We start from the raw sequence: 21,726 nt of genomic DNA, 5'->3' as shown, positions 1-21,726 counted from the left end.
CGCACTTCAAGTATTCCCGGGCTCCTGGCGCTGCGTGTACGGTGGCCCCATGACGGATCAAGCCGCACCTGCCACCGGCCCCCTCGTCACTGGATCGGAGATCGCCAGGATCGCCGGGGTCACCCGCGCCGCCGTATCCAACTGGCGGCGTCGCTACGACGACTTCCCCGCCCCTTCGGGTGGCGCGGCGAGCAGCCCGTTGTTCGCGCTCGCCGAGGTCCAGGCGTGGCTGGAGAAGCAACGGAAGGGGCAGGACGTCTCGGCCGAGGTCCAGGTGTGGCAGGAGCTGCGGGCCGCCTACGGAGACGACATGGTCGCTGGCCTCGCGGATGTGGCCGAGCTGCTCTCCAAGGGGCAAGGGCGTCGCCCGCCGGGGTTGCGCCTGCCGCGAGAGGCGGTGGCCCGGGTGCGCGCACTCGTCGAATCCGAGCGGCCCGTTGACGTCGTGAACGCACTGATCGACCGTTTTACCGACGCCGTCCGCCGCGCCGGGTCGGACCAGCTGACATCGCCTCGCCTTGCCCGCGCCGTACGCCACTTCGCACCGCCGCCGGCGCCCGGAGCGACGGTCTTCGATCCTGCCTGCGGCATCGGTCTGCTGCTCCTCGCCGTCGCCGGGCAGACCGGGGCGCACTGCCGTGGACAGGAGTCCGATGCCGACTCAGCGCGGCTTGCCACGGTGCGCGCCGCCCTGTCCTCGGTGCCCGACACCCGGATCGAGACGGGTGACTCGCTGCGCGACGACCGGTGGCCCGACCTCCGGGCCGAACTGGTGGTCTGCGATCCGCCGGTGGGAGTCACCGGATGGGGCCGCGAGGAACTCCTGCTCGATCCACGCTGGGAACTCGGTACACCCTCCAAGGCTGAGGGCGAACTCGCCTGGCTGCAGCACGCCTACGCACACACCGCGCCGGGCGGGCACGTCGTGATCGTGCTGCCCGCCTCCGTCGCCTACCGCAAGGCCGGGCGAAGGATCAGGGCCGAACTGGTCCGCCGAGGCATCCTCACCCAGGTCGTGGCCCTGCCTCCGGGTACGGCCTCCTCGCATGCCCTCCCCATCCACCTCTGGACCCTGCGCCGCCCCGGGCCGGGCGACACCCCGCCGGCCACGGTGCGCATGGTCGACCTCACCGCCAACGATCCCGACGGCGACCTGGACCCGCGCCCCGAGCAGACCGGAGACATCCCCCCGATCAACCTTCTCGACGACACGGTCGACCTCACGCCGGGCAGCCACCTCCAGGCCGGGCACCGCGACTATCCCGGCGAGTTCACGGCCCTCCGCGGCGACCTGGAGGAGCAGTTGCACCGTCTGACCGCACTGCTGCCGCAGCTCCGGCCCGGTGCCGGGGCGGGCTCGCTCGACGGCGCCACGGCGGGCGTCGCCGAACTCCTGCGGGAGGGCCTCGTGACCTTCGACGGCCCGGACCCCGTCTCCGCCAGCGACCAGCTCGACACCGACTACCTCCAGGGCTTTCTGCGCAGCCCGGCCAACACCCGCCGAGCCACCAGCGCCTCCGGCACCTACCGGATGGAGGCCAAGGGCGCCAGGATCCCGCAGCTGGCCATCGAGGAACAGCGCCGCTACGGTGCGGCCTTCCGCGGCCTCACCGAATTCGAGGCGTCGATGCGGACCGTGTCCGAGCTCAGCCGCCGACTCGCCGACCTGGCCCGCGACGGCCTCTCCTCCGGTGCCCTGGCCCCGGAGGACTGAGGACACCCGGCGGGCGGCTCCGAGGGCGGTGCATCCGCAGCCCCGGAGCCGCCGGTTCCTCCGGGATCGGAAGGAACCGGCTCGGCTGCCCGCTCCAGTTCATTCCTGGGCCGGCAGGAACTCGCTCGGCTGCCCGCTCCAGCTCACGCTCAGCGCCTCGCGCGCCCTCGTACAGGCGACGAAGAGCAGGCAGCGCTCGCGCAGCAGATCGGCTTCGTGCTGCGGTGCATCCGCCTCCAGCGGGGTGATCTCCCGGGCGAAGGGCACCGTTCCGGTCGTGACGCCGAGTACGGAGACCGCCCTGAACTCCAGCCCCTTCATGGCGTGCATCGTCGCCAGCCGGATCCCCGGCGTCTGAGCCGCGACCTGCCCCTTCACCCGCACCACCGGGATCCCGGCGGCCTTCAGCCTGGCCTCTGCCGCGTCGAGTGCCAGGTTGAACCGTGCGCAGACTCCGATCTCGTGCGGGGCGAGCCCTTCGCCGAGCCAGGCCCGCACCCGCTCCACGAGCGCGGTGTGCTCCTCCGCCTGGGTGGTGTACCCGCCGGCCTCGGGACGGCGCCCGTGCAGCAGCGAGCGGTAGCCGGCCAGGGAGTCGGCTCCTTCGCCTTCCAGCGCGTCCACGCTGACCGGGGCGAGCAGTCGCGCCGACCAGACCAGGATCTCCTCGGTGGAGCGGTAGTTGAGGCGCAGTCGGAAGCTGCGCCCTGCGGTGGCGATGCCCAGCGAGCCGAGCGTCACCCGGGAGTCGTAGATCCGCTGGTGCGGGTCGCCGGTGAGGAACAGATCGTCGGGGCCGGGAGCGACGGCGGCCCGGAGCACCCGCCACTGCGCGGGGTGCAGGTCCTGCGCCTCGTCCACCACGACATGGTCGTACGGGGCCGGACCGGCGGCGAGCAGGTCGGCCGCTCGGGCGCAGACCCGCAGGTGTGTGGTGGCGCCACGCTCCTGCAGCAGCTTCTCGAACCGCTCGACGCCGCTCCACACCAGCTCGCGCCGGGCCGCGCCGAGCCCGGTGCCGCGTCCGCGCCGGCTCGCCGCGAGGTAGCCGTCCAGATCGCGGATGTCCTGCCCGAGGACCACATGTCGGTACTCCTGTGCCAGGAATCGGTCCTGGAACGGCAGGTCCAGCTGCTTGACCGCCTTCTCCCACAGCTGCCGCTGGTCGCGGTCGCCCACCGGCTTCGGTGCGGAGCCGGTGTGCTGTCGCACCACGCCGTTGGCGTAGGCGTCGACCGTCGTCACATCGACCCGGGCGAGCAGGTGCTCGTCCTCTTCGAGAAGAAGACCGAGCATGTCGCGCAGCCCGGAGGCCAGTGCGTTGGTGTACGTCGTCAGCAGGATCCGGCTGTTCGGTGACCGCCCGAGCAGGTGCTTCACGCGGTGCAGCGCGGCCACCGTCTTACCCGTCCCGGGACCGCCGGTGACCTGCACCGGTCCGCCGTACGACGTGCGGAGGGCGACCCTGCGCTGGGACGGGTGCAGAAAGACCCGCCAGGCCGCGAACGGCTTCGCCAGGACCTCCTCCAGTTCGTGCGGGCCGGTGACGAGGCGGATCCGGGCGGTGGTGTTGCTGATGACGGTGGCGAGGTCCTCGACCGGCTCGGGTGGTGCGTCCACCGGGCGGCGCACCGCCACCACGTCCCGGTAGACCTCCTCCGGTGAGAAGCCCTCCGCGAGGTACTGCAGGACCTCCAGCTGGTCCTCGGGCAGCAGTGTCGCGAACGCCTCCAGCTGTGCCTTGTCCGCCATCGAGCGCGCGGCGCGCAGCACCTGTGCGTCGATGCCCAGTTCGCGCAGGACCCCGTCGGAGACGCCGGAGAACAGCAGCTTCGGCGCCTTGCGGGACGCCGTCTCGTACAGCGGCGTCAGTTCGTCGAGCGCGACCGCGTCACGTACCTCCAGGCCCCGGGTGGCGGTGTTCGCGCTGTACAGGCGCTTTGCCGCCCACGTGTACGCGTCGTCGTGCGGCAGCACATGGACGAGGAGGAACAGATCGCTGCCGTCGTCCGGCGCGAGGACCACACCGCGCCAGAAGTCGGTGATCCGTATGGTGCGCATCCGCCGGTCGCGGGCGTTCTCCACGGATTCCAGGTGCAGGCCCTTGTCGGCGTTGAGTTCGGCCGCGGTGAGGGCCTGGAACTTGGCCATGGCCTTGCGGACGCCGGCTCTGACCGGCTTCTCCAGGGTTTCGTATCCGTCCCAGAAGCTCTGGGCGAAGGCGAGTCGGGGCATGGGCCGAGGCCCCCTTTCCATCGGTATCAGGTGTCAGTCGGCGGATCCGGCGAGGCGGGCGGCGAGTTCCCGGAACGTCCGCAGCAGCGCCGCGGGTTCCGAGGTGAGGTCGAGGCTGTGCTGGAGCAGCCGCAGACCGCCGGTTCCGCGTACCTCGGTGGCCCGCTCGGGCAGCCGGCCCGCCGCGTACACCAGATGTGCCTCGCGCAGGCCGAGCACGGTGGCGTAGGCGAGCGCCTGGTACAGGTCGGCGTTCGGATAGCCGTCGGACTTGTACGGCTTCTCGGTCTTGTACTTGGCGTCGACGACGGCGACGGGTGTGCGGCCGTCCGCGGCGTACACCACCAGATCGGGCTTCATCCGGACCCGGCCGCCGAGGTCGAGGTGGTGTACGTCCTGCAGCCGCGCCGTCAGACCGTGTTCCCGGAGGGCCTCGCGCAGTGCGACCGTCACGAAGTCCTCGAAGAGCTTGTTCATGTCCAGCAGGAAGCCGTCCAGGGCGAGCGGCCCGGGCCGGTGCTCCGGCGAGGTGGAGCGCAGTACGGCTTCGGCGAGGCGCAGGGCGGGCTGGTACCGGGAGTTGAGACGGGACGGCTGCCAGAGCGGCAGTTCCTGGCCGCGTACCAGGGGACCGGCGTCCGCGAGGCGGACCCTCTGGTGGGCGAGGCGGCGCCGCACAGGCCCTGGCACGTGCGGCAGCCGCAGCAGCCTCTCCACCGCGGCGCGCAGGATGCGGTTCTCGGCGGTGTCGGCGGTGTACGCGTCGTAGACGATCTCGACGGGCGGGGTGCGGCCGAAGTGCCGCCGGATCTGCTCGGCCTCCCGCAGCCGGCCGCGTACCACCAGCGCGGACTCCGCCACCTCCCGGTAGCCCTGGAGCACCCCCTGCCGCAGTGCTCCGTCGATCTGCCGCTCCACCGCGTACGCGAGAGCGGGCACCACGTCGTCGTGCGCACCGGTACCGACCGCGCCCTCACGGCTGTCACGCCAGGCGCCGGCCGGGTTCAGGCTGAAGCCGAGCAGGAAGAACAGCCGCCCCACCGGCGTCTTCGGCGCGATCCGCAGGACCGTCCCGCCGGGCAGCCGGACCGCACCGACCTGGTTGCCCGCCCGCAGCCGCCAGTGTCCGGGCCGCTCGGGATCCGGCGCGACGCTGTCGAGGAACCGCGACGCGACGAGGGCCCGCCCGACGGCCGCGTCGAGCGGCACGGACACGGTGTCGCCGTACTCCCACAGCGTGATCTCGTCAGAGATGTCCCTCTGCTGCTCCGGGGCCGTGCCGCTCATGCCCGCCGGGTCCGCTCGCGCAGCGCGTCCAGGCCGTAGCGGGCGGCGATGTCGAGGCCCTCGCCGTAGTGGTGTTCCTCAAGCAGCGGGAGGATCTTGGTGCGCCAGGTCCGGTCGAGCCCGCCCTCGCGGTAGACGCCGGGCTTCATCAGATAGGACGGGCCGATGGCGAAGTCGGGGTCGTCGATCGCCTCGTTGAGGGCGTCGAGCAGGCTGGCCGGCTCGGGGTCCTTGCCCTCGCGCTCCAGCCAGCGGGTGAGCAGGCCCGCCGTGGGCTCCACCCGCGGGGAGAGCTCCACGAACGCGAAACGGCGCCGCATCGCCGCGTCCACCAACGCGATCGACCGGTCCGCGGTGTTCATGGTGCCGATCACGTACAGGTTCGGCGGCAGCCCGAAGTCGTCCCCCGAGTAGGTCAGGCGCACCGAGCGCGTGCGGTACTCCAGGAGGAAGTACAGCTCGCCGAAGACCTTCGCCAGATTGGCCCGGTTGATCTCGTCGATGATCAGGAAGTGCGGCACATGCCGATTGCCCTCGCGCGAAGCGGTGTCGGCGAGTTCCCGCAGCGGTCCCGCCGTCAGCCGGAACGCGACCTCCCGGGTCTCAGGGTCCTCGACCGGCCGGAAGCCCTCGAAGAAGTCCTCGTACGCGTACGACGGATGGAACTGGACGATCTTGACTTGCTCCGGGCCGCCGCCGAAGTACTCGGCCAGCTGCAGCGCCAGATACGTCTTTCCGGTGCCGGGCGGCCCGTAGAGCACCATCTGCCGCTCGTCGAGGAGGAGTTCACGCAGTTCGTCGACGAAGGACCTGTCGTGGACGAGTAGCTTGTGGGCGAACTCCTCGGTGACCTCGGGGAGCGTCAGGACGCGCTGCTCGGTGGAGGAGTCCAGGACCTGCCCGGCCTCCTCCGAGGCGGTCCCTGCGCCGCCGGTGAGCGCGGCGAGCTGCTCCAGGACGGAGGTCAGGTCGACCACGTCGTGCTGGGCGGAGAGCTTCTGCTGTATTTCCTCCGGCAGTTCCTCGTACGGGTGGCTCGTCTCCTGCCAGGACACCGTGCGCCGCAGGTTGGAGAGCCCGCCGGGGGAGCCCGACTGCACCAGGTCGCCGGTGATCCGCCCAAGGTGGAGCAGACCGTCGCTGAGGGTGGCGACGGTGTCGCCGATCCGCATCTGGGTGATGAAGGCGTGCAGTTCGTCGACGAGTCCGCGCTTCTGGTGGTAGGTCGCCGAGCCCTCATAGCCTTCCTCGACGAAGCGGCGCAGCACGCTCTTGGTCGGGTCGGGCTCGTCCACCTGTGGAAGGTGTGCCGCATCGAGTGAGACGACGCCCTCCTTCAGCCAGAGCTGACGGACCAGGTTGTGCCCGGAGACGTTGTTCCCCCGCACCAGCCAGGCTTTCTGCGGAGCCCGCCAGCTCTGCGGCAGGAAGTCGCCGAGGCGGTGCCCGTCGTCGGTGCTGCGCCAAGTGCCGGGGCCTGTGGCTCCATAGCCGAGAACCAGTGCGGCCGCGGCGGACGGCGAGTTGCACTCGATGTCGCGGGACGCGGTCCACGTGTCGGAGCGGGGCCCATCGGTCAGCGTCCCGCTGTCCCGCAGTTCGGCACGGAGCCGGCGGGCGGCAGGGGGCAGCCCCGGCCAGTCCTCCGCCGATACCGCCGATCCCGCGGTCACCAGGAACTTGTGCGATCCGCTGTCGCCGAGCTCGGCGAGCAGGTGGCCGCGGGCCTCCCCGGCGTCCTTGGGCAGGGCGATCCGGAAGTCCGGGAAGCCGGGTAGACGGTCGGGGAGCTGCGGCATGGGGACCTTCCGTGGCGTGGGCGGGTCGGCGGTACGAAGCACGTCCAGCGTACGTGTTGACGGTGTCAATGGGTGTGTGCGGCGTGTAGAGCGCTCACCACACCCCGTTCACCTACCGGCGCTCGGGGAGCACCTGGGCACTGTCCCGGTGCTTCCGCGCCGTCGGGACGGGCGCCTGAGAGTGGCCGGCGAGGTCGTTCAGCTTCACGTGCAGGGCGTCCTGATCGGCGTAGTCCCCGCGTGTGGCCGCGGCGCGCAGTTCGTCCCAGGTGGTCAGGACGGAGCGCCGTACGGACTCCGGGAAGCGGCCGAGCTCGGCGTCGTGGGCCGCGAGCATGGACCGCCAGGTGGCGGTGTCGATCTGCCGCCACAGGCTGCGGGCGTTCTCCGTCGCGGCCCGCATCGCGGGCAGATCCATCCGCTCCCGGGCCGCGTCCAGGGCGCGCCGTGCGTCGCCCAGCTCTCCGGCCAGCCGGCCAAGACCCAGCTCCCGGCCCCGGCGTGCACCGATGGACACGTTGGCCGTCCAGCCGCGTGCGTTCCGGCACGTCTCCACCGTGTCGCGGGCCTCGTCGAGGAATCCGTCGAGGGACCGGCCGAGGGTTTCACCGCGCACGGTCGCGGTGAGCTGCTCGGTCAGTTCCGTGAAGGCGTCGCGCTCCGCGTCCTTGAGCTCGTCGCCGAAGTGGGCGAGATGGGTATGGACCTCGTCAAGGAGATGAGCGGCGTCGCGGCCGATTCCGTCGGCGACTGCGCTGCGGCGCAGCCGCGCTCCCTGCTCCTCGCCGTCGCCGAGGCGGTAGGCGAGGTGCACGGTGCGGTTCTCGTCGATCCGTACGCGCAGGACGAGCCGCTCCGCACCTCCAGAGCCCGCGCCGAGGAGATGTGTGTGCTGTCCACAGAACTCGTTGCGGGCATGGGACTTCTCGTGCGGTCCCTCGACGAACCGGAAGGTCAGCGCGGTGGCGGTGTCCGGCCGTACCTGGAGGTCCTCGATGTTTTGCCAGTCGGTCGGGTACGTCGTTCCGGCGGGGAAGACGACCGCGACGGTGCCGTCGTCGAGGGCAAGTCCCAGGTTCTGGGCGGTGACCTGCTCCGGCTGGTCGGTGTGGAAGAGCGCGTCACAGGCTGAACACGCCGTCAGACCGGAGGCGTTGACCATCTGGCACCGGGGGCACTTCAGGCCGCCCGCGTCCAGCGGTTGGTCGCAGTCCCGGCACACGGTGGACGTGGTGGAGTTCTGCCGGCAACCGCAGTGCGGGCATTCGGCGCGGGCCGCGACGGGGGCGGACGCCCGCAGCCCGGAGAGATCACGGGCACAGATCGGGCAGCTCACGGTCCCCTCGGAGGCGGGCACATGGCAGTCGGGGCAGTCGATCGTCGCTGTGCCGAGCAGCGAGGCACCGCAGTCGGGGCAGGCGCTCTCGGTGAGCGGGATCCCGGTGGTCAGGCACCGTTCGGAGGGACAGGGGAGAGCGGATACGAGCCCGGCCTCGATGCCGGCGCCCAGCGCGACGGCGGCCATCGGGTCGGTCTCGCTGTTCACCTTCTCCTCACCGAACAGTTCGGTCAGCAGGCGGCGGACGAGCGGGATACGGGTCGAGCCGCCGACGAGGAGGACCTTGTCGATGTCCCCGGGCGTCCTGGACGTCTCGCGCAGCACGCCGCGGGTGATCTCCAGAGAGCGGGCGATGTCAGCGCTGATCAGCGCCTCGAAGCCGTCGCGGGTGACCTTGCCCGTCCAGGAGCCGCCGTTCTCTCCCAGCGGCGCGAGGATGATCTCCGCTGCGGGAACGTCCGAGAGCTCGATCTTGGTCCGTTCGGACGCGGCGCGGATCCGCGCCGCGTCGCCGGTCCCGGAGAGGTCGCGGTCGCCGAGCCGTTCCTCGATGAGCATCCGGTAGAGCGCGGAGTCGAAGTCGGCTCCGCCGAGCGACTTGTCCCCGCCGAGGCCGTACACCTTGAAGTACCCGGGTCCGATGATCAGCAGCGATACGTCGAAGGTGCCGCCGCCGAGGTCGTAGACGAGTACCGAGCACATGTCGTCGTCGTCCTCGACGAGGCGCTCGACTCCGAAGGCGTGGGCCGCCGCGGTCGGTTCCTCCAGGGTCCGTACGACGGTGAAGCCCGCCAGCTCCCCGGCTTCCCGCACCGCCGCGAACTGCGGTTCCGTGAAGTACGCCGGTACGGTGATCACGGCCCGCCGGAAGGGTTCGCCGGCGGTGTTCTCGGCGTCCGTGCGCAGCCGGCGCAGCAGGATCGCCGAGATCTGCACGGGCGTCAGCCAGTGGGCGCCGAGCCGGATCTCGACCCCGCCATCCCCGTCGGTGGATTCCCGCACCGGTGGTGCGTCCGCGGGCCGTTCGGCGAGCAGCCGCTGTACGTCGTCGTCGGCGTGGCGGCGGCCGATCAGTCGCTTCACCTCGGTGATCACGGAATTGGGCAGCCGGTCGCGCACGCCGAGCGCCTCGCTGCCCACCAGGAGGGACCCGTCGGCGTCCACACCGACGGCGGACGCAGTGGCCTGCTCGCCGTGGCGGTTGGGCAGGACGACCGGAACGCCGCCGTCCATCCAGACGGTGACGGAGTTGGTGGTGCCGAGATCGATTCCGAGCGTGCGGTACGGCATGGCGTGCCCTTCGGGCTGTCTGGACGGGTCAGGGGTGTGCGGTGCGTGCTCAGCGGCGGCGCTTGGAGGGCTTGCGGGGCAGTGGCTGCCGTCGCCGGGCGCGGCTGGTGCGGCGCGGCTGGTTCCGGCGTTCTCGCGTGGGCCCGGCTTCCGGCGGCCCGTCGTGTGCTGCCGGTTCGGCGGCGGGCACGGGTACGGGTACGGGTTGAGCTGCTGGTACTGGTTTCGGTGTGGGCGCGGGCCCGGGCACGGCGAGGACGACGTCGGCCCGGCGCAGGCATTCGGTCCCGTGCCGGAAGCCGGTGACGGTCTCCCGTAGGACGGTGCCCTCGGGGGCGGCCGGGTGCGGTTCCACGCCCGTCACCCGCGTCTCCACCGGGTCGGGTGTCTTCCCCGTCAGGTCCATGGGACGGACGTCGTGGCGGGCGAGTTCGGCCCGGAGCATCCGGTGGGCGGCGTCCGTCTGCTGCTGCACGGCGGCAGCGAGCCGTCCGGTGGGGTCTGCTTCGGACCGTCCGAGCTCCTCGGACCGGGCCGCCGTGTCGGCGAGGAGGTCGTCGAGCGGCAGCAGCGCGGTGAGCAGGCCGGTCAGCCGGGCTTCGGCGTCGTCGCGCTTACGGGAGAGCGCCGCGACGCGGACGCGCAGCTTGCTCAGCTCGTCGGGGCCGGGCGGGGGAGTGGTCACTGCGGTGCGGGGCCTTCCGGTGCGGCGGTGGACGGGAGGGGAGGAGTGAGCAGTTCGGCGACGAAGGAGTCGCCCGGGGTGCGGGCTGCGTCGTGGGCGGCCTTCAGGGCGCGCTCGCGGTCCGTGCCCCGGGCACGGCGAGCCCGGGAGATCGCCACGCCCGCCGCCTTCGCGAGGTCCCCCTGACCGATGCCCGGCCGGGCGTTCGGAACGAGCTCGAAGACGGTGGGGCCGAAGTAGGGCATGGGTGTGCGGGAGTGCGCGGTCACAGGGTCTCCTGGGTGTACGGCGGCCGACCGTCCTGGTCCGGCGGCGGTTCGGGGCAGTCGAAGAGCCCGGGGAACAGCTCTGATTCGAAGTCGAAGTCGAAGTCGAGGGCGATCTGCTGCTCGGTCTCCATGTGCAGCGCGTCGGCGGTGCGTTCGTCGCGTACGGCACCGGCGGGGTCGCCGTTGGCACGGCGTTCGCGGGCGCGCCGGTGGTGCGCGACGGCGACGAGCTGGTCGTACTCCACGTGGCGACCCGGGGTGATCAGCAATCCGGCTTGCAGGGCGATGAGGTCGGACGGGCGTCCGGCGTCTACCAGTTCCGCGGCATGCGGCAGGACGGTCTCCAACGCCTGCTGTTCGGCCTCCGCCCCGGTGAGCCGGGCGAAGGACGCGGCGGCGGCGAGCAGCAGGGGCACCTGCAGGGTGTAGCCGTCGGCCCGTGCTTCGAGCTGTCGGACGGCCGTCTCGCGCAGGCTATGGGCGAGGTCACCGTCGCTGACACGGTCTGCCCGCTCGTCCCAGGAGGGATGTACTTCCTCCCGCTGCCGCAGGGCCCTGCGCGCCTCGGTCTTCTTCCCGGCAAGGGCCTTCTCCGCGATCCGTTCCGTCATCCGGGCGCGGTACCACGCGTGCACCTCACGCAGTTCGTCGACCGGTTCCTCGGCACGGAATCCGCGGTGCAGGAGTTCCCGGACCCGCTCAAGGCCGGGCTGCCTGCCTCGCCTGGCTCCCGTGATGACGGCGGCGACCTCGGAGAGTTCCAGGGCGTCAAGCGCGCGCAGTGCCTCTGCGGCCGCCGGATCGCCCGGCAGCACGCTCAGTGCCCGCTGGAAGCGGGCACGGCCCTGCCTCCTGTCCTTCCGACGCAGCACCTCGGTGCCGCGCCGGACCAGTGCGGCCGCCAACTCCGTGGCGAGAACGGTGTCTTCGGGAGCGAGCGCGTGCGCGGACTCCAGCCAGTGGATGCGCTGGACGAGCGAAGCCCGCTGGTAGCCGTTGCCGTCCTGGCCCGCGCTCAGCCCGGCTTTGCGGGCCATCTCGTGGTGCCACGGGTCGAGTACGAAGCCGAGACGGGCGGCTGCCGTGAGGTCGTCGAGGGTGTCCCGCCACTCGCCTTTCCCGAACTGCTCATGGGCTCTGGTGGCCAGGGCCCGGGCGAGGTGCGGCGCACAGGCTCGGTGGGCGTCGGACTCCGCCTGCCAGGTGGCGGGTTCGCCGTGGCGGCGGGTGTACGCGGTGAGGAGAGCGCGGTGTTCGCCGCACTCCTCCAGCTGCCGGGCGGCTGCGTCCACGGTGACGGGCGAACCCATCCACAACCGGCCGCCGAACAGCAGTCCCGAACAGGGGGGAGCGGTCTCGCGTGTGGGCAGCGGCCAGGCGTCGGCTGGGCACAGGCAGCCAAAGCCGTCGACGCAGCTGCCGAAGCAGTCCTCCATGCGCAGGTAGCCGCGTTCGCCGCGGACGAGCTCGCCGCTGTACTCGTACTCCTCGACGTTCCAGGCGGTCTCCCAGGCGTCGAGGACGTCGTGGCCGTCGCGTTCGTCGACCGAGCGGAGCGCTGTACGGATCCGGCCGGCCAGCGTGTCGCGAGCGGACCGCCACTCCTGGGCGCCGATGGGAGCGCCACGCCGGGCCGTCACCAGTGCTTCGAAGCGGAGCGGGTCCTCTTCGTGGAGCAGCAGGTGCCAGACACCGATGGTGAAGACCGCGTCTGCCGGAGCGACCGCCTCTCCTGTCGCGAGCGAGCGCAGAGTGCCGATCGCGAGCGCGTGTACCAGGGCGGTGCGGCGGTTCCCGGACGGGTCCGGGACGGCGTCCAGGACCTGACCGATCGTCCCCTCAAGGGCCGCCTGCCACACCAGCCGCCACAGCACATGCGCCGGGCAGCACAGGCAGGGCGTCTCGCCGGATGCGGCCTCCGGGGCGTCGAGCACGGTGCGGACGTCGCAGTCGCAGCCGATGTCGCAGGGCTGGTCCTCGCCGCTCGCGGGCGGGGTGTCGTCGAACGCGGCGAGCCAACTGTGGACCGCGCCGGGCCAGTTGCCCGCGCGTTCGGCGAGCAGGGCGCGGAGCGCGAAGTAGGAGGCGCGGTCGCCGTCGGAGAGGCCGGCGCGGGCTGTGGAGATGCGGTCCAGCAGGTTGAGCGAGTACGCGAATGTGCCCGTGCCGTAGGCGCGTTCAGCCTGACGGAGCATGCGGGTGGCGTCGGTGATGTTCAAGCAGGTCCCCCATGTGCACGTGGTGCACGGTTGACCTTATGGGGCCCCTGTTGGCGTGGTCAACGGACCGTCAGATATCGGACGGCGTGGCCAGTTCCGCTCGTACGGTCTTGCCGCCGGGTGGGCGTGGCACGGTTTCCCAGTGGTCGGCGAGGAGGGTTACGAGGGTGAGGCCCCGGCCGCCGGTGGAGAGGTCGTGATCCTCGGTGGCGGTGCGTGGGAGGTGGTCGCCGCGGGCGTCGGAGACCTCGATGAGAAGGCGGCCGGGGTGGGGCAACGGGGTGTAGGTCAGGGCGAGTTCGAAGTCCCGGCCGGGGGCGCGGCCGTGCAGGACGGCGTTGGCGGCGAGTTCGGCGACGACGAGTTCGGCACGCTCCGTGACGTCTGGCGGGAGGCCCCAGGTGTGGAGTTCGGTGACGGCGAGGAGCCGGGCGAGGCGTGCGCCGCGATGGGTGGACGACAGTCGCTGCCTGAACGTCAGTGTGGAGGTGGCGAGTTGGGGTGCGGTGCGGTTCATGAGGCCAGCGTGGCCCGCGCGGGCGTGGAACGGTGAGAGGCGCGGCCCGTACGGGGCGTCACCGTACGGGCACATGGGGTGGACAGTACGGGGCGTACGCCGTCACTGTGAGTGCGTGATCGTGCGGGCGCGAAGGGGTGGCGGATGAACATCGTCGGAGAAGGGGCCGGAGTGCTTCCCGAGGGGGAAGGTGATGGGGAGCGGGAACCGCATCCGTCGGACAGTCTGCGGACGTTCGGGGCCGTTGTGCAGGCGTTGCGTGAGCATGCGGGGCTCAGTCGGGTGGAGTTCGGCGAGCGGGTGCGGTTCTCGAAGCACACCGTGGAGTCCGTGGAGCTGGGGCGCCGGATGCCGGACGAGTCGTTCGTGGAGCTCGGGGAGGAGGCTACGGGGAACACGGGGGCGCTACGGAAGTCGGCGCGGTATCTGTCGCGGGGGGAGGTGGGGTTGGCGGCGTGGTTTCGGGAGTGGGCTCGGCTGGAGCGGACGGCGGTGAGTCTGTGTACGTACGAGTGCAGGCTGGTGCCGGGGTTGTTGCAGTCGGAGGCTTATGCGCGGGCGGTGTTCGAGGGCACGATTCCGGTGGTGACGGACGAGCGGCTCGAAGCGCTGTCGGCGGCGCGGGCGGAACGGCAGCGGATGCTGGTGGAGCGGCCGACGACGTTGTTCAGCTTCATCGTTGAGGAGCATGTGTTCAGGCGGCGGTTCGGGGATGCGGAGGCCATGCGCGCAATGCTTGATCACGTGCTGGAGCTGACGTCTCGGCGGAACGTGACGTTGCAGGTGGTTCCGTTGGACTCGGCGCTGCACGCGTGCCTGGACGGCCCGGTGCGCCTGCTGGAGACGCCGGACCGGCGGCGGGTCGGATATGCCGAAGGGCAGCAGAGCGGACGACTCATCTCGGACGCGAATGAGGTGAGTCTCCTTCACCAGCGCTATGACACACTGCGCTCGCAGGCCCTCAACCCACAGGAAACCAGGGCCCTTCTGGAGAGACTGCGAGGAGAGCGATGACGAGCGGTACGGCGGAACTGTTCTGGTTCAAGTCCAGCTACAGCGGCAGTCAGGGCGACGACTGTGTCGAGATCGCGATCGCCGAGCGGGCCGTCCACGTAAGGGATTCCAAGGATGTGGCGCGTCCGGCCTTCGCTGTTGGCCATGAAGGCTGGGGACGGTTCGTGCGGTTCGCGTCGGAGCGCTGATACGTCGAAGGGGCGCCGCCCGCTGGGTAGCGGGCGGCGCCCCTTCGCGTTGTCCGGACGTCAGCCGTCCTGGCGGGCCGGGTGGCGCGGGCCCTGACCCGGCGGCGGGGTGAGTGTGGACCGGTACGTGCCGGAGTCGCTCTCGTCGAGCGGGGTCTCCAGGGTGAGGCCGGCGGCGGCCATGCGGTCGTACTCGGCGAGGATCAGGTCCTTGGTGCGGTAGGTGCCGTGGGCCTTGATGTCGTTGTCGCGGGTGACGTTGAAGGTGTCGAGGATGTAGGCGGTGTCGTCGCGGGTGATGCCGTAGAGGTGGAAGAAGAGGGCGTCGAGCTCGGCGCGGATAACGGCGCGGCGGTCGGGGTTCCATTGGAAGGGCGTGCCGGTGTCGCCGAAGTCGCGAGCGAAGGGGGTCATGTCGTGGGAGGTGTAGGCGAGTTCGAGTAGGCGCGCCGAGATGCAAGGGAGGTGTACCGCGAGAGAGTCGGGGGTGGGTGTGGGAAGTTGACGGACGATGAAGAATCCCATTGATGTTCCACCAATGGATTGACGGGCGGCGTAGTCGAGAACGAATGACGACCAGACGGCAGATAGGAGCGCGCTATGCGGAGAGAGCGCGAGCGGGAACTTGTGCCCGAATCCATGGCTTGGAGCAACTGAGCAGATCATGGTGCGTTCGTCACTTGCTCGACAAATGTCGCGCCAGCCCAGTACCCATTCCGAATCCCATCCCTTTGTCGCAAGCCGACTCCGAACGCCCGGCGCCTTGATCTCCTGACCACTCTTGTCGAACTCTCCGGTGGGGACGTCTAGTTCGGGGACCCAGTAGCGAGGTAGCGGCGCGGCCTGCGAGTCCTGGTGCTGTTCCACGGTGAAGCGCGGGAGGGTGCCCTTGTTGAGCTGCTTCTCCGTGGCGTTCTCGTACGTCGAGAATCGGTGGTCGTAGTGGTGGAGCATCTTCCCCTCGTACAGTGGGAGCATGCATTCACCGGCCTTGGTGAAGATGTTGCCTTCTAGATTCCACCCATCGGCGATTAGGTGTTCATGCGTGCGGAACTTGTCCGAGTCCGTGTTCATCATGAACATGAGCTGGAACCTTACGTCCCACGGGTTGCCGTCCTTGGTGCCTTCTTTGATGAGCACAGGGACCCGCTTATGGATTCCAAGTGTGATCTCCATGTCGCGGCGTGTTCGGAAGACTGGGCAGGTTCCGGTATTTGGGCTCATCGCGAGAATGTCTGCCGCTGTTAGTGTGTAACTTCGGTCTGGGATCTGTTCGGGCTGGCGGACCTTGAACACCATGCGGATAGGTTCATGTACGCCGCCTGATCCGCGGAGTGTGAATAGGCAGAAGCGCAACTGATTGTGGACCTCGGGGAATACCTTGTCCTCATTCTCGAAGTCGAACAGTGCGACCAGCTGCCCCTGAGTAACCAGGTTCTTGAAGAAGTGCTGGTTGAACGAGTCAGTGGCAATCCCGGAGGGAATGATCTGCCCGCTATGGCCGCGAGGTGCCATGGTGATCCGGGCGTGCTCCGCGAAGAGCGAGTACGTATTGAGGCGCCCAAAGGCTGTCAGTGGGAACCGCCCAGAAGAATGCGCGAAGTGCTTGAATCCGTCGTTCTTGCGCTGCTCTTCCTTGAACAGTGCGTATAGCTGAGGATCTTCAGCTGCCAGCGCGCTGATCATCTTGTTGCGGGCCGTCATGTTGGCCGCTTCAGCGATGTCGGATCGATTCGAAGCGAAGAACTCGCGTGCGTCGACCTGGACTTGATCCCACGGCGGGTTTCCCACCACCGCATCAAATCCCCCGGCCCACCCGGTCCCCGCCTGAACCCCCGCCCCACTCTCCGGAACCGCGAACACGTCCGGAAACTCCAGATGCCAGTGGAAGAACCGGTACTGCTGCTTCAGCCGCAGAACCTCCGTATGCGTCGCATCCGGAACCCCCGCCTGATCCCGCCCCCGCAGCGCCCGGAACACCTGATCCGTCGGCGCCTCCGGCGCCCCAGCCCACTTCGGCCAGACGAACGCCGCACACCATGCATCCGCTGCATGCAGATCCTGCACGTACGCGGACGACTCCACGTACTCGCGATACGCCCGCTCCTGCGCGTGGACGTCCTCCAACGACTCCGCGCGCGCCGAGACGATCCGCCGCAGCGCCTCCGCGTAGATGTCGTTCCCCGGCAGCGGCTCCGCGTCGAAGAGTAGTTCGTCCTGCCCGCCCCGCTGCGTCTTGTTCCGCTTGACGAGACCCGCCGCGTATTTCTTGTCGTCGCCCTCGATCGGCTTGAACGCCTCGTCCGGAACCCCGTCCGCGAGGAGCTTCGGCGTCGCGCCGATCAACCCGTTGCCGTGCTTCACATGCGCGTCCAGGAACCCCAGCGCCTTCCCCGGCTCCATCGCCTCCAGCCACAGCGACACTTTCGCCAGCTCGACCGCCATCGGGTTGAGGTCGACGCCGTAGATGCACCGCGCCACGACCTCCCGCAGCGCATGCCGTACCGCGTCCACCGTCGGCTCCGGGTTGTGCTCGCGCACCGCCGCGACCCGCTTGGCGATCCGCCGTGCCGAAGCGACCAGGAAGTGCCCGGAGCCGCACGCCGGGTCGCACACGGTCAGCCCGAGCAGCTCCTCCACGATGTCGTTCGCCGGATCCGGGCGCCCGCCCGCCGACGCCCGCTGCTCGCCGCGCTTGACCGCGTCGTCGATAACCGGGTCGAGGGTCGTGTCGAGGAGGCACTCGATGAGGGACGACGGGGTGTAGTAACTTCCCGTCGTCTTACGGCTGTTGCCCGCCACTTCGACCAGTTCGAACGACCGGTCCGTCGCCGAGTGCTTCGGCTCCAGTTCGAGGAGCGACTCGTACACCGACCCGAGTTCCTCCGCGTCCAAGTGCCGGTAGTCGACGGCCCGCCAGCGCCGCGCGCCCGGGTCGCGGACCTGCGCCAGGTGCTCGACGGCCGTGAGGAGCGCTTCGTTGGTCAGCTTCAGCCCGTCCAGCGGTTTGTCCGCCTCCTTGCGCGAGAACAGTCCGCCGAGGCCGGGCAGAGCCAGCTCGGGCCGGCCGCCCTCGGTGCCGAGCGCGTCGAGAACGAGCCGCAGCGCCTCGTACTGGTCGCCGTGCGCGGTGCCCTGGCGCCGACGGGCCCGCCTGCGCAGCCGGGCCGAGGAGAAGTACTTGGCATACGTGTCCCGCGCCTGCTCGTCCGCCTCGGGGTCGAGGAGCGCATCCCGGTCCTCGGCGACGAACACGAACAGCAGCCGGTAGACGAGTCGTAGCAGCGCCGCCTGGAGCGCCTTCGGGTCGGTGTTCTCGCGCAGCCGCGTGTTGTCCGGGTGGCGCAGGAAGCCCGTACCGAGAACCGTCAGCGCCTTCTGCACACCGAGCCGCAACTGGTCCAGGGCCCGCGCGCCGGAGGTGACGGCCTCGGTCCGCCACTTCTCCAGCCAGCACCCGGACGCCGCCGCCCCCTCCGCCACCTCGAACCGTGACGCATGCAGCACGCAGTACAGCAGCACGAACTCGCTGAACAGCTCGCCGTCGAAGATCGCCTCCAGGTCGAACTCGACGTACGCGGCCGTGGCGAACGACGACGAGTCGCGGAGCAGCCGCAGCGTCCGCCCGTTGGTGAGGACCGCCCACAGATGGCTTTCGACCCGGTTGAGGCAGTCCTGGACCAGGGACTGCGGCGGGACCTGCCCGGCCGCCGGCCGCTTGTCCGGCTCCTGGTTCCACGGGATCAGGTGGAGCAGGGCGGGCCCGTGCCGGTGCGAGATGCGGAACCTGGTCTCCGTATCGGAATCGGCGCGGATCCCGTCCGGCCCGACCTCCGTCAGCGTGCCGAAGTCCAGCTTGCGGAAGAGCTGGGAGAGCCAGTCGGAGGAGGCACGGCCCGTCGGGTCGGCGGCGGGCGCGCCGGTCACCGGGTCGGCAGGCAGCGCGGTGCGCAGTTCGCGCCAGAGGGGCTTGAGGTACTCCCAGGCCCTCTCGGCCTCGTCGCGGACGGCGACCGAGCCCGGAAGACCGTAGTCGGCGGACTTGGTGCCCGGCAGGTTCCGCGCCTCGGCGATACGGACGAGCATGTCGCCGGGGAGCAGCCCGCCGACGGTGGTGACGGCGGTGAAGACCGGTGCGGTACGGGTGGCGGCGGACATCAGGCTTCGGCTCCGGTCACGGTAGAGGCGGAAGAAGGAGTAGAAGGCGTAGCAGGAGAGGCGGGCTGCTGCGGCAGGTACACGTACACACCGAGGACGTCGGCGGGCTCCTGCGGTACGACCTTCAGGCCGCGCACGATCTCATCGCCGGCCTTGCGTACCCGCCGGTGCGAGGCGTCGAGGTCGGCGGCGAGCGCGACACCGTACTCCGCGATGTGGCCGGACAGGTCCGGCAGTCCGTCCAGGGTGCGGGTGATCTGGTTGCGGGCCAGCTGTTCGTGGGTGTTGGCGGCGGCCCGCGCCCCGAGGAGCGATGCCGCCGCGTCGTCGTCCAGCCAGCGCGCCCGCGCCGGGAGACCCTCGAAGGCGAGCAGGCGGGCGTCCTCCGCGACGATCTGGCGTTCGCCGTTGCGGGACGGCAGCGTCAGGTGGAAGCGGTAGCGCACCAGAAGGAGCGTGGTGCGGGTGGTGACCGCGTCCGTGGTGACGACGCCGCAGCGGCGAGCCGGACGAGGGCCCGGAGTGTTCGCGTCGAGGGCCGAGTCGAGGACGTACGAGGCGAGCGCGCCGACCGCCGGGTCGGTGCGGACCAGGGCCGCCTCGCCGCGCCCGATCGCCGGACTGGTGCGGAACGGGATCTCCCGGTCCTCCTCCACGATCCGCCCGCCGAGCACCGCAGCGAGCCCGTCGCGCACCCCGGCCGGGGTGCCGCCGACCTGCGCGGCGAAGTCGCCGGAGCCGTCGCGCGGGTCGCGGACCTGGGCGTCCAGGTCGCGCAGCGCCTCCAGGACGAAACCGCGGACCTCCTCCGAGCCACCGAGCGCGGCCCGTACGGCGGTGACCTCGCGGGCCACCTCCTCGGGGTGGATGGCGCGCTGCGCGTACTTCGAACGGGACGTCCGCTCGCGCTCGGCGGCCGAGTTCCACTCCCGTTCCATCCGGTCGAAGGACTCCTGGTGCCCGTCGAACTCGAAGAGGCTCTCCTGGGTGCCCTGCCTGCCGTGCAGGAGCAGCCATTCGACCACCGCGTCGGTGACGCCGGAGGCCGTCTCGTCGGGGACGGAGACCGAGATGCCGAGGTCCTTCTTGATCTGCCGGTGCTTGGCGAAGAGGACTTCGAGGACCTTGCCGTCGATGCCGTTGTCCTCACCGAACATGGTGATCACCCGGACCTGGTCGCGTTTTTGCCCGTACCGGTCGACGCGGCCCTCCCGCTGGTCGTGCCGGGTCGGGTTCCACGCCAGGTCGTAGTGGATCACCGCGTCGAAGGAGTGCTGGAGGTTGACGCCCTCGGAGAGGCAGTCGGTGGCGATCAGGACACGGCGGACGGCCGGGTCGTCCGCGTTCTCGGCGGCCAGCTTCTCGATGCGCTCCAGGCGCTGCTGCGGGGAGAGCGTGCCGGTGACGGACGCGATCAGTGTCTTCGTCCCCAGCTTCTTCTCCAGCTGCTCCGCCAGGTACTCGGCGGTGGGGATGTAGCGGCAGAAGACGATCGGGCTGTAGCCGTCCGCGATCAGCGACTTGAGGTGCTTGGTGAGGGCCTTGAGCTTGGTGTCGGACGCCGGACCGTACAACTCGGCGGCGCGAGCGGAGAGTTCACGCAGGCGCGGGTCGCCCTGCTCGCTCTCCGCCGCGCCCGGTGCGACGTCCATGCCCTCAAGCCGGTCGCTGTCCGAGGAGTCGCGGGTCAGCGGGGCGCCGAGGGCGTCCGCCTCGGCGGCGGTCCGGGCGGCGGCCGACTCGGAGCGGGTCTTGAGGGTGCTGGCCGCGGCGGCCGGCGAGGACACCATCGAGCGGAGCAGCGCGATCACCGACCACCAGGCGATCCTGGCCTCCCGCTTGCCCTGCAACTTGGCCGTCTCCACCCGGTCGCTGGCGTAGGCGATGGCGTCGTCGAGCAGCGCCCGGTAGGCGGGGGCCAGCTTGTACGGCTCGTCCTTGGTCCACCGGTCGGAGGGGAACGCGGTCCGCTCGGCGAGGGAGTCGTCGGCGAGACCGTCCTCCTTGGTGAGGTACTCGCGGACGTCGGCGCGCTTGCGAGCGACGAAGTGCTCGGCGAGACGGGCCCGGCCCGCCGGGCTCTCCAGGTCGACCGTGGCCAGGTCAGGGCGGACCAGACCGAGCAGATTGCGGAACGCGGACTCCTTGCCGGAGTGCGGGGTGGCCGTGAGCAGCAGCAGATGCCGGTCCTCGTCGGCGGCGATCCGCCGCAGGAGTTCGTAACGGAGCTGACTGGTGGCCGAGGAGGACGCCGGGCCCTGCGCGTCGTCAGCCGCGACACAGGTGTGCGCCTCGTCCACCACCACCAGGTCCGGACAGTGCCGTACGAAGTCCTCGCGGTGCCGGGTCGACTTGATGAAGTCCGTCGAGATGATCGTGAACGGGTGCCGGTCGAAGAGCGACTGGCCCAGTTCCAGGCCGCGCTCCAGACGCGACACGGTGGAGGCGAGAACCAGCTCGGCGTCGATGCCGAACTTCTCCCGCAGCTCCCCCTGCCACTGCTCGGCGAGCGCGGGGGAGCAGAGCACCGCGAGGCGGCTCGCCTCGCCCTGCGCGAGGAGCTCCTTGACGATCAGACCGGCCTCGACGGTCTTGCCGATGCCCACGTCGTCCGAGATAAGGAGTCGCACCGTGTGCTGCCGCAGCGCCATCAGCAGCGGCACCAGCTGGTAGGCGCGCGGCTCCACGGCGATCGACGCCAGCGCGCGGAACGGGCCGGCCCCGGAACGGAAACCGATCCGCAGCGCGGTCCGCAGCAGGCCCGCCGCCCGCTGGTCACCCAGGTCGGCCGGGCTCGGCGCCGCGAACTGCGCGGGCCGCACCTCCTCGAAGGCGGGAAAGACCGCCGCGACATCGTCCTCGCCGCCGCCCAGCGGGCGCAGCACCAGCATGCCGGAGGCGCTCTCGGGGAGCACCACCCATTCCCGGCCGCGGGCGGTCACCAGCGAACCGGCCGTGTACGTGGGGCTCATGAGGTCTCTCGGTTCCTTCGGGATCGTGGGGATGGTCGGG

Annotated in this window: 13 protein-coding genes; 3 read left to right on the top strand and 10 right to left on the bottom strand. The window is 70.5% G+C overall.

Features of this window, described 5'->3' with window-relative positions:
- Nucleotides 1-49: 49 nt before the first annotated feature.
- Nucleotides 50-1,714, top strand: a complete 1,665-nt coding sequence (locus ACYBSK_RS24100; RefSeq protein ID WP_460243297.1) for an N-6 DNA methylase — start codon at nt 50-52, stop codon at nt 1,712-1,714.
- A 99-nt stretch (nt 1,715-1,813) separates the two neighbouring features.
- Here ACYBSK_RS24100 and ACYBSK_RS24095 read toward each other — a convergent pair whose 3' ends face one another.
- From ACYBSK_RS24095 to ACYBSK_RS24060, 8 genes are all read right to left on the bottom strand, one after another.
- The gene (locus ACYBSK_RS24095) at nt 1,814-3,949 is read right to left on the bottom strand and encodes a UvrD-helicase domain-containing protein (RefSeq protein ID WP_460243296.1); all 2,136 of its coding nucleotides are present in this window, start codon (nt 3,947-3,949) and stop codon (nt 1,814-1,816) included.
- A gap of 33 nt (nt 3,950-3,982) precedes the next feature.
- The gene (locus tag ACYBSK_RS24090; RefSeq protein WP_460243295.1) at nt 3,983-5,236 is read right to left on the bottom strand and encodes an McrC family protein; all 1,254 of its coding nucleotides are present in this window, start codon (nt 5,234-5,236) and stop codon (nt 3,983-3,985) included.
- On the bottom strand, nt 5,233-7,035 hold the full coding sequence (locus ACYBSK_RS24085; RefSeq protein WP_460243294.1) for a DUF4357 domain-containing protein: 1,803 nt from the start codon (nt 7,033-7,035) through the stop codon (nt 5,233-5,235). The genes ACYBSK_RS24090 and ACYBSK_RS24085 overlap by 4 nt, the downstream gene beginning before the upstream one ends.
- 112 nt (nt 7,036-7,147) lie before the next feature.
- Nucleotides 7,148-9,664: an Hsp70 family protein gene (locus ACYBSK_RS24080; RefSeq protein ID WP_460243293.1), complete on the bottom strand. Its 2,517-nt coding sequence runs from the start codon at nt 9,662-9,664 to the stop codon at nt 7,148-7,150.
- A 49-nt stretch (nt 9,665-9,713) separates the two neighbouring features.
- Nucleotides 9,714-10,349, bottom strand: a complete 636-nt coding sequence (grpE, locus tag ACYBSK_RS24075) for a nucleotide exchange factor GrpE (RefSeq protein WP_460243292.1) — start codon at nt 10,347-10,349, stop codon at nt 9,714-9,716.
- Nucleotides 10,346-10,618 carry a hypothetical protein gene (locus tag ACYBSK_RS24070; RefSeq protein ID WP_460243291.1) on the bottom strand — a complete coding sequence of 91 codons (273 nt, stop codon included), beginning with the start codon at nt 10,616-10,618 and terminating at the stop codon, nt 10,346-10,348. The genes grpE and ACYBSK_RS24070 overlap by 4 nt, the downstream gene beginning before the upstream one ends.
- A complete protein-coding gene (locus ACYBSK_RS24065) occupies nt 10,615-12,837 on the bottom strand; it encodes a hypothetical protein (RefSeq protein ID WP_460243290.1) in 2,223 nt (740 codons plus the stop codon). The genes ACYBSK_RS24070 and ACYBSK_RS24065 overlap by 4 nt, the downstream gene beginning before the upstream one ends.
- A 70-nt stretch (nt 12,838-12,907) precedes the next feature.
- Nucleotides 12,908-13,354, bottom strand: coding sequence for an ATP-binding protein (locus ACYBSK_RS24060; RefSeq protein ID WP_460243289.1), 447 nt, complete (start codon nt 13,352-13,354; stop codon nt 12,908-12,910).
- A gap of 144 nt (nt 13,355-13,498) precedes the next feature.
- On the opposite strand from ACYBSK_RS24060, the gene ACYBSK_RS24055 reads away from it, so the two are divergent.
- Nucleotides 13,499-14,368, top strand: a complete 870-nt coding sequence (locus tag ACYBSK_RS24055) for a helix-turn-helix domain-containing protein (protein WP_460243288.1) — start codon at nt 13,499-13,501, stop codon at nt 14,366-14,368.
- The gene (locus ACYBSK_RS24050; protein WP_338702539.1) at nt 14,365-14,556 is read left to right on the top strand and encodes a DUF397 domain-containing protein; all 192 of its coding nucleotides are present in this window, start codon (nt 14,365-14,367) and stop codon (nt 14,554-14,556) included. The genes ACYBSK_RS24055 and ACYBSK_RS24050 overlap by 4 nt, the downstream gene beginning before the upstream one ends.
- Nucleotides 14,557-14,616: 60 nt before the next feature.
- On the opposite strand, the gene ACYBSK_RS24045 is transcribed toward ACYBSK_RS24050, so the two are convergent.
- Nucleotides 14,617-18,483, bottom strand: coding sequence for an Eco57I restriction-modification methylase domain-containing protein (locus tag ACYBSK_RS24045; protein WP_460243287.1), 3,867 nt, complete (start codon nt 18,481-18,483; stop codon nt 14,617-14,619).
- A gap of 230 nt (nt 18,484-18,713) precedes the next feature.
- Nucleotides 18,714-21,686 (bottom strand): helicase-related protein, encoded by a 2,973-nt coding sequence (locus ACYBSK_RS24040; protein ID WP_460243286.1) that lies wholly within the window; start codon nt 21,684-21,686, stop codon nt 18,714-18,716.
- Between the last annotated feature and the right edge of the window lie 40 nt (nt 21,687-21,726).

This window comes from Streptomyces sp. BYX5S, assembly GCF_054724165.1.
The sequence above is the reverse complement of the archived record's forward strand: the minus strand, read 5'-3'. Positions and strand labels throughout refer to the sequence as shown.

Excerpts from the sequence above, each read along its gene's own strand:
- ACYBSK_RS24080 (WP_460243293.1), bottom strand. The coding sequence starts at position 9,664 with ATGCCGTACCGCACGCTCGGAATCGATCTCGGCACCACCAACTCCGTC.
- ACYBSK_RS24040 (WP_460243286.1), bottom strand. The coding sequence starts at position 21,686 with ATGAGCCCCACGTACACGGCCGGTTCGCTGGTGACCGCCCGCGGCCGG.
- ACYBSK_RS24090 (WP_460243295.1), bottom strand. The coding sequence starts at position 5,236 with ATGAGCGGCACGGCCCCGGAGCAGCAGAGGGACATCTCTGACGAGATC.
- ACYBSK_RS24050 (WP_338702539.1), top strand. The coding sequence starts at position 14,365 with ATGACGAGCGGTACGGCGGAACTGTTCTGGTTCAAGTCCAGCTACAGC.
- ACYBSK_RS24060 (WP_460243289.1), bottom strand. The coding sequence starts at position 13,354 with ATGAACCGCACCGCACCCCAACTCGCCACCTCCACACTGACGTTCAGG.
- ACYBSK_RS24100 (WP_460243297.1), top strand. The coding sequence starts at position 50 with ATGACGGATCAAGCCGCACCTGCCACCGGCCCCCTCGTCACTGGATCG.
- ACYBSK_RS24095 (WP_460243296.1), bottom strand. The coding sequence starts at position 3,949 with ATGCCCCGACTCGCCTTCGCCCAGAGCTTCTGGGACGGATACGAAACC.
- ACYBSK_RS24085 (WP_460243294.1), bottom strand. The coding sequence starts at position 7,035 with ATGCCGCAGCTCCCCGACCGTCTACCCGGCTTCCCGGACTTCCGGATC.
- ACYBSK_RS24055 (WP_460243288.1), top strand. The coding sequence starts at position 13,499 with ATGAACATCGTCGGAGAAGGGGCCGGAGTGCTTCCCGAGGGGGAAGGT.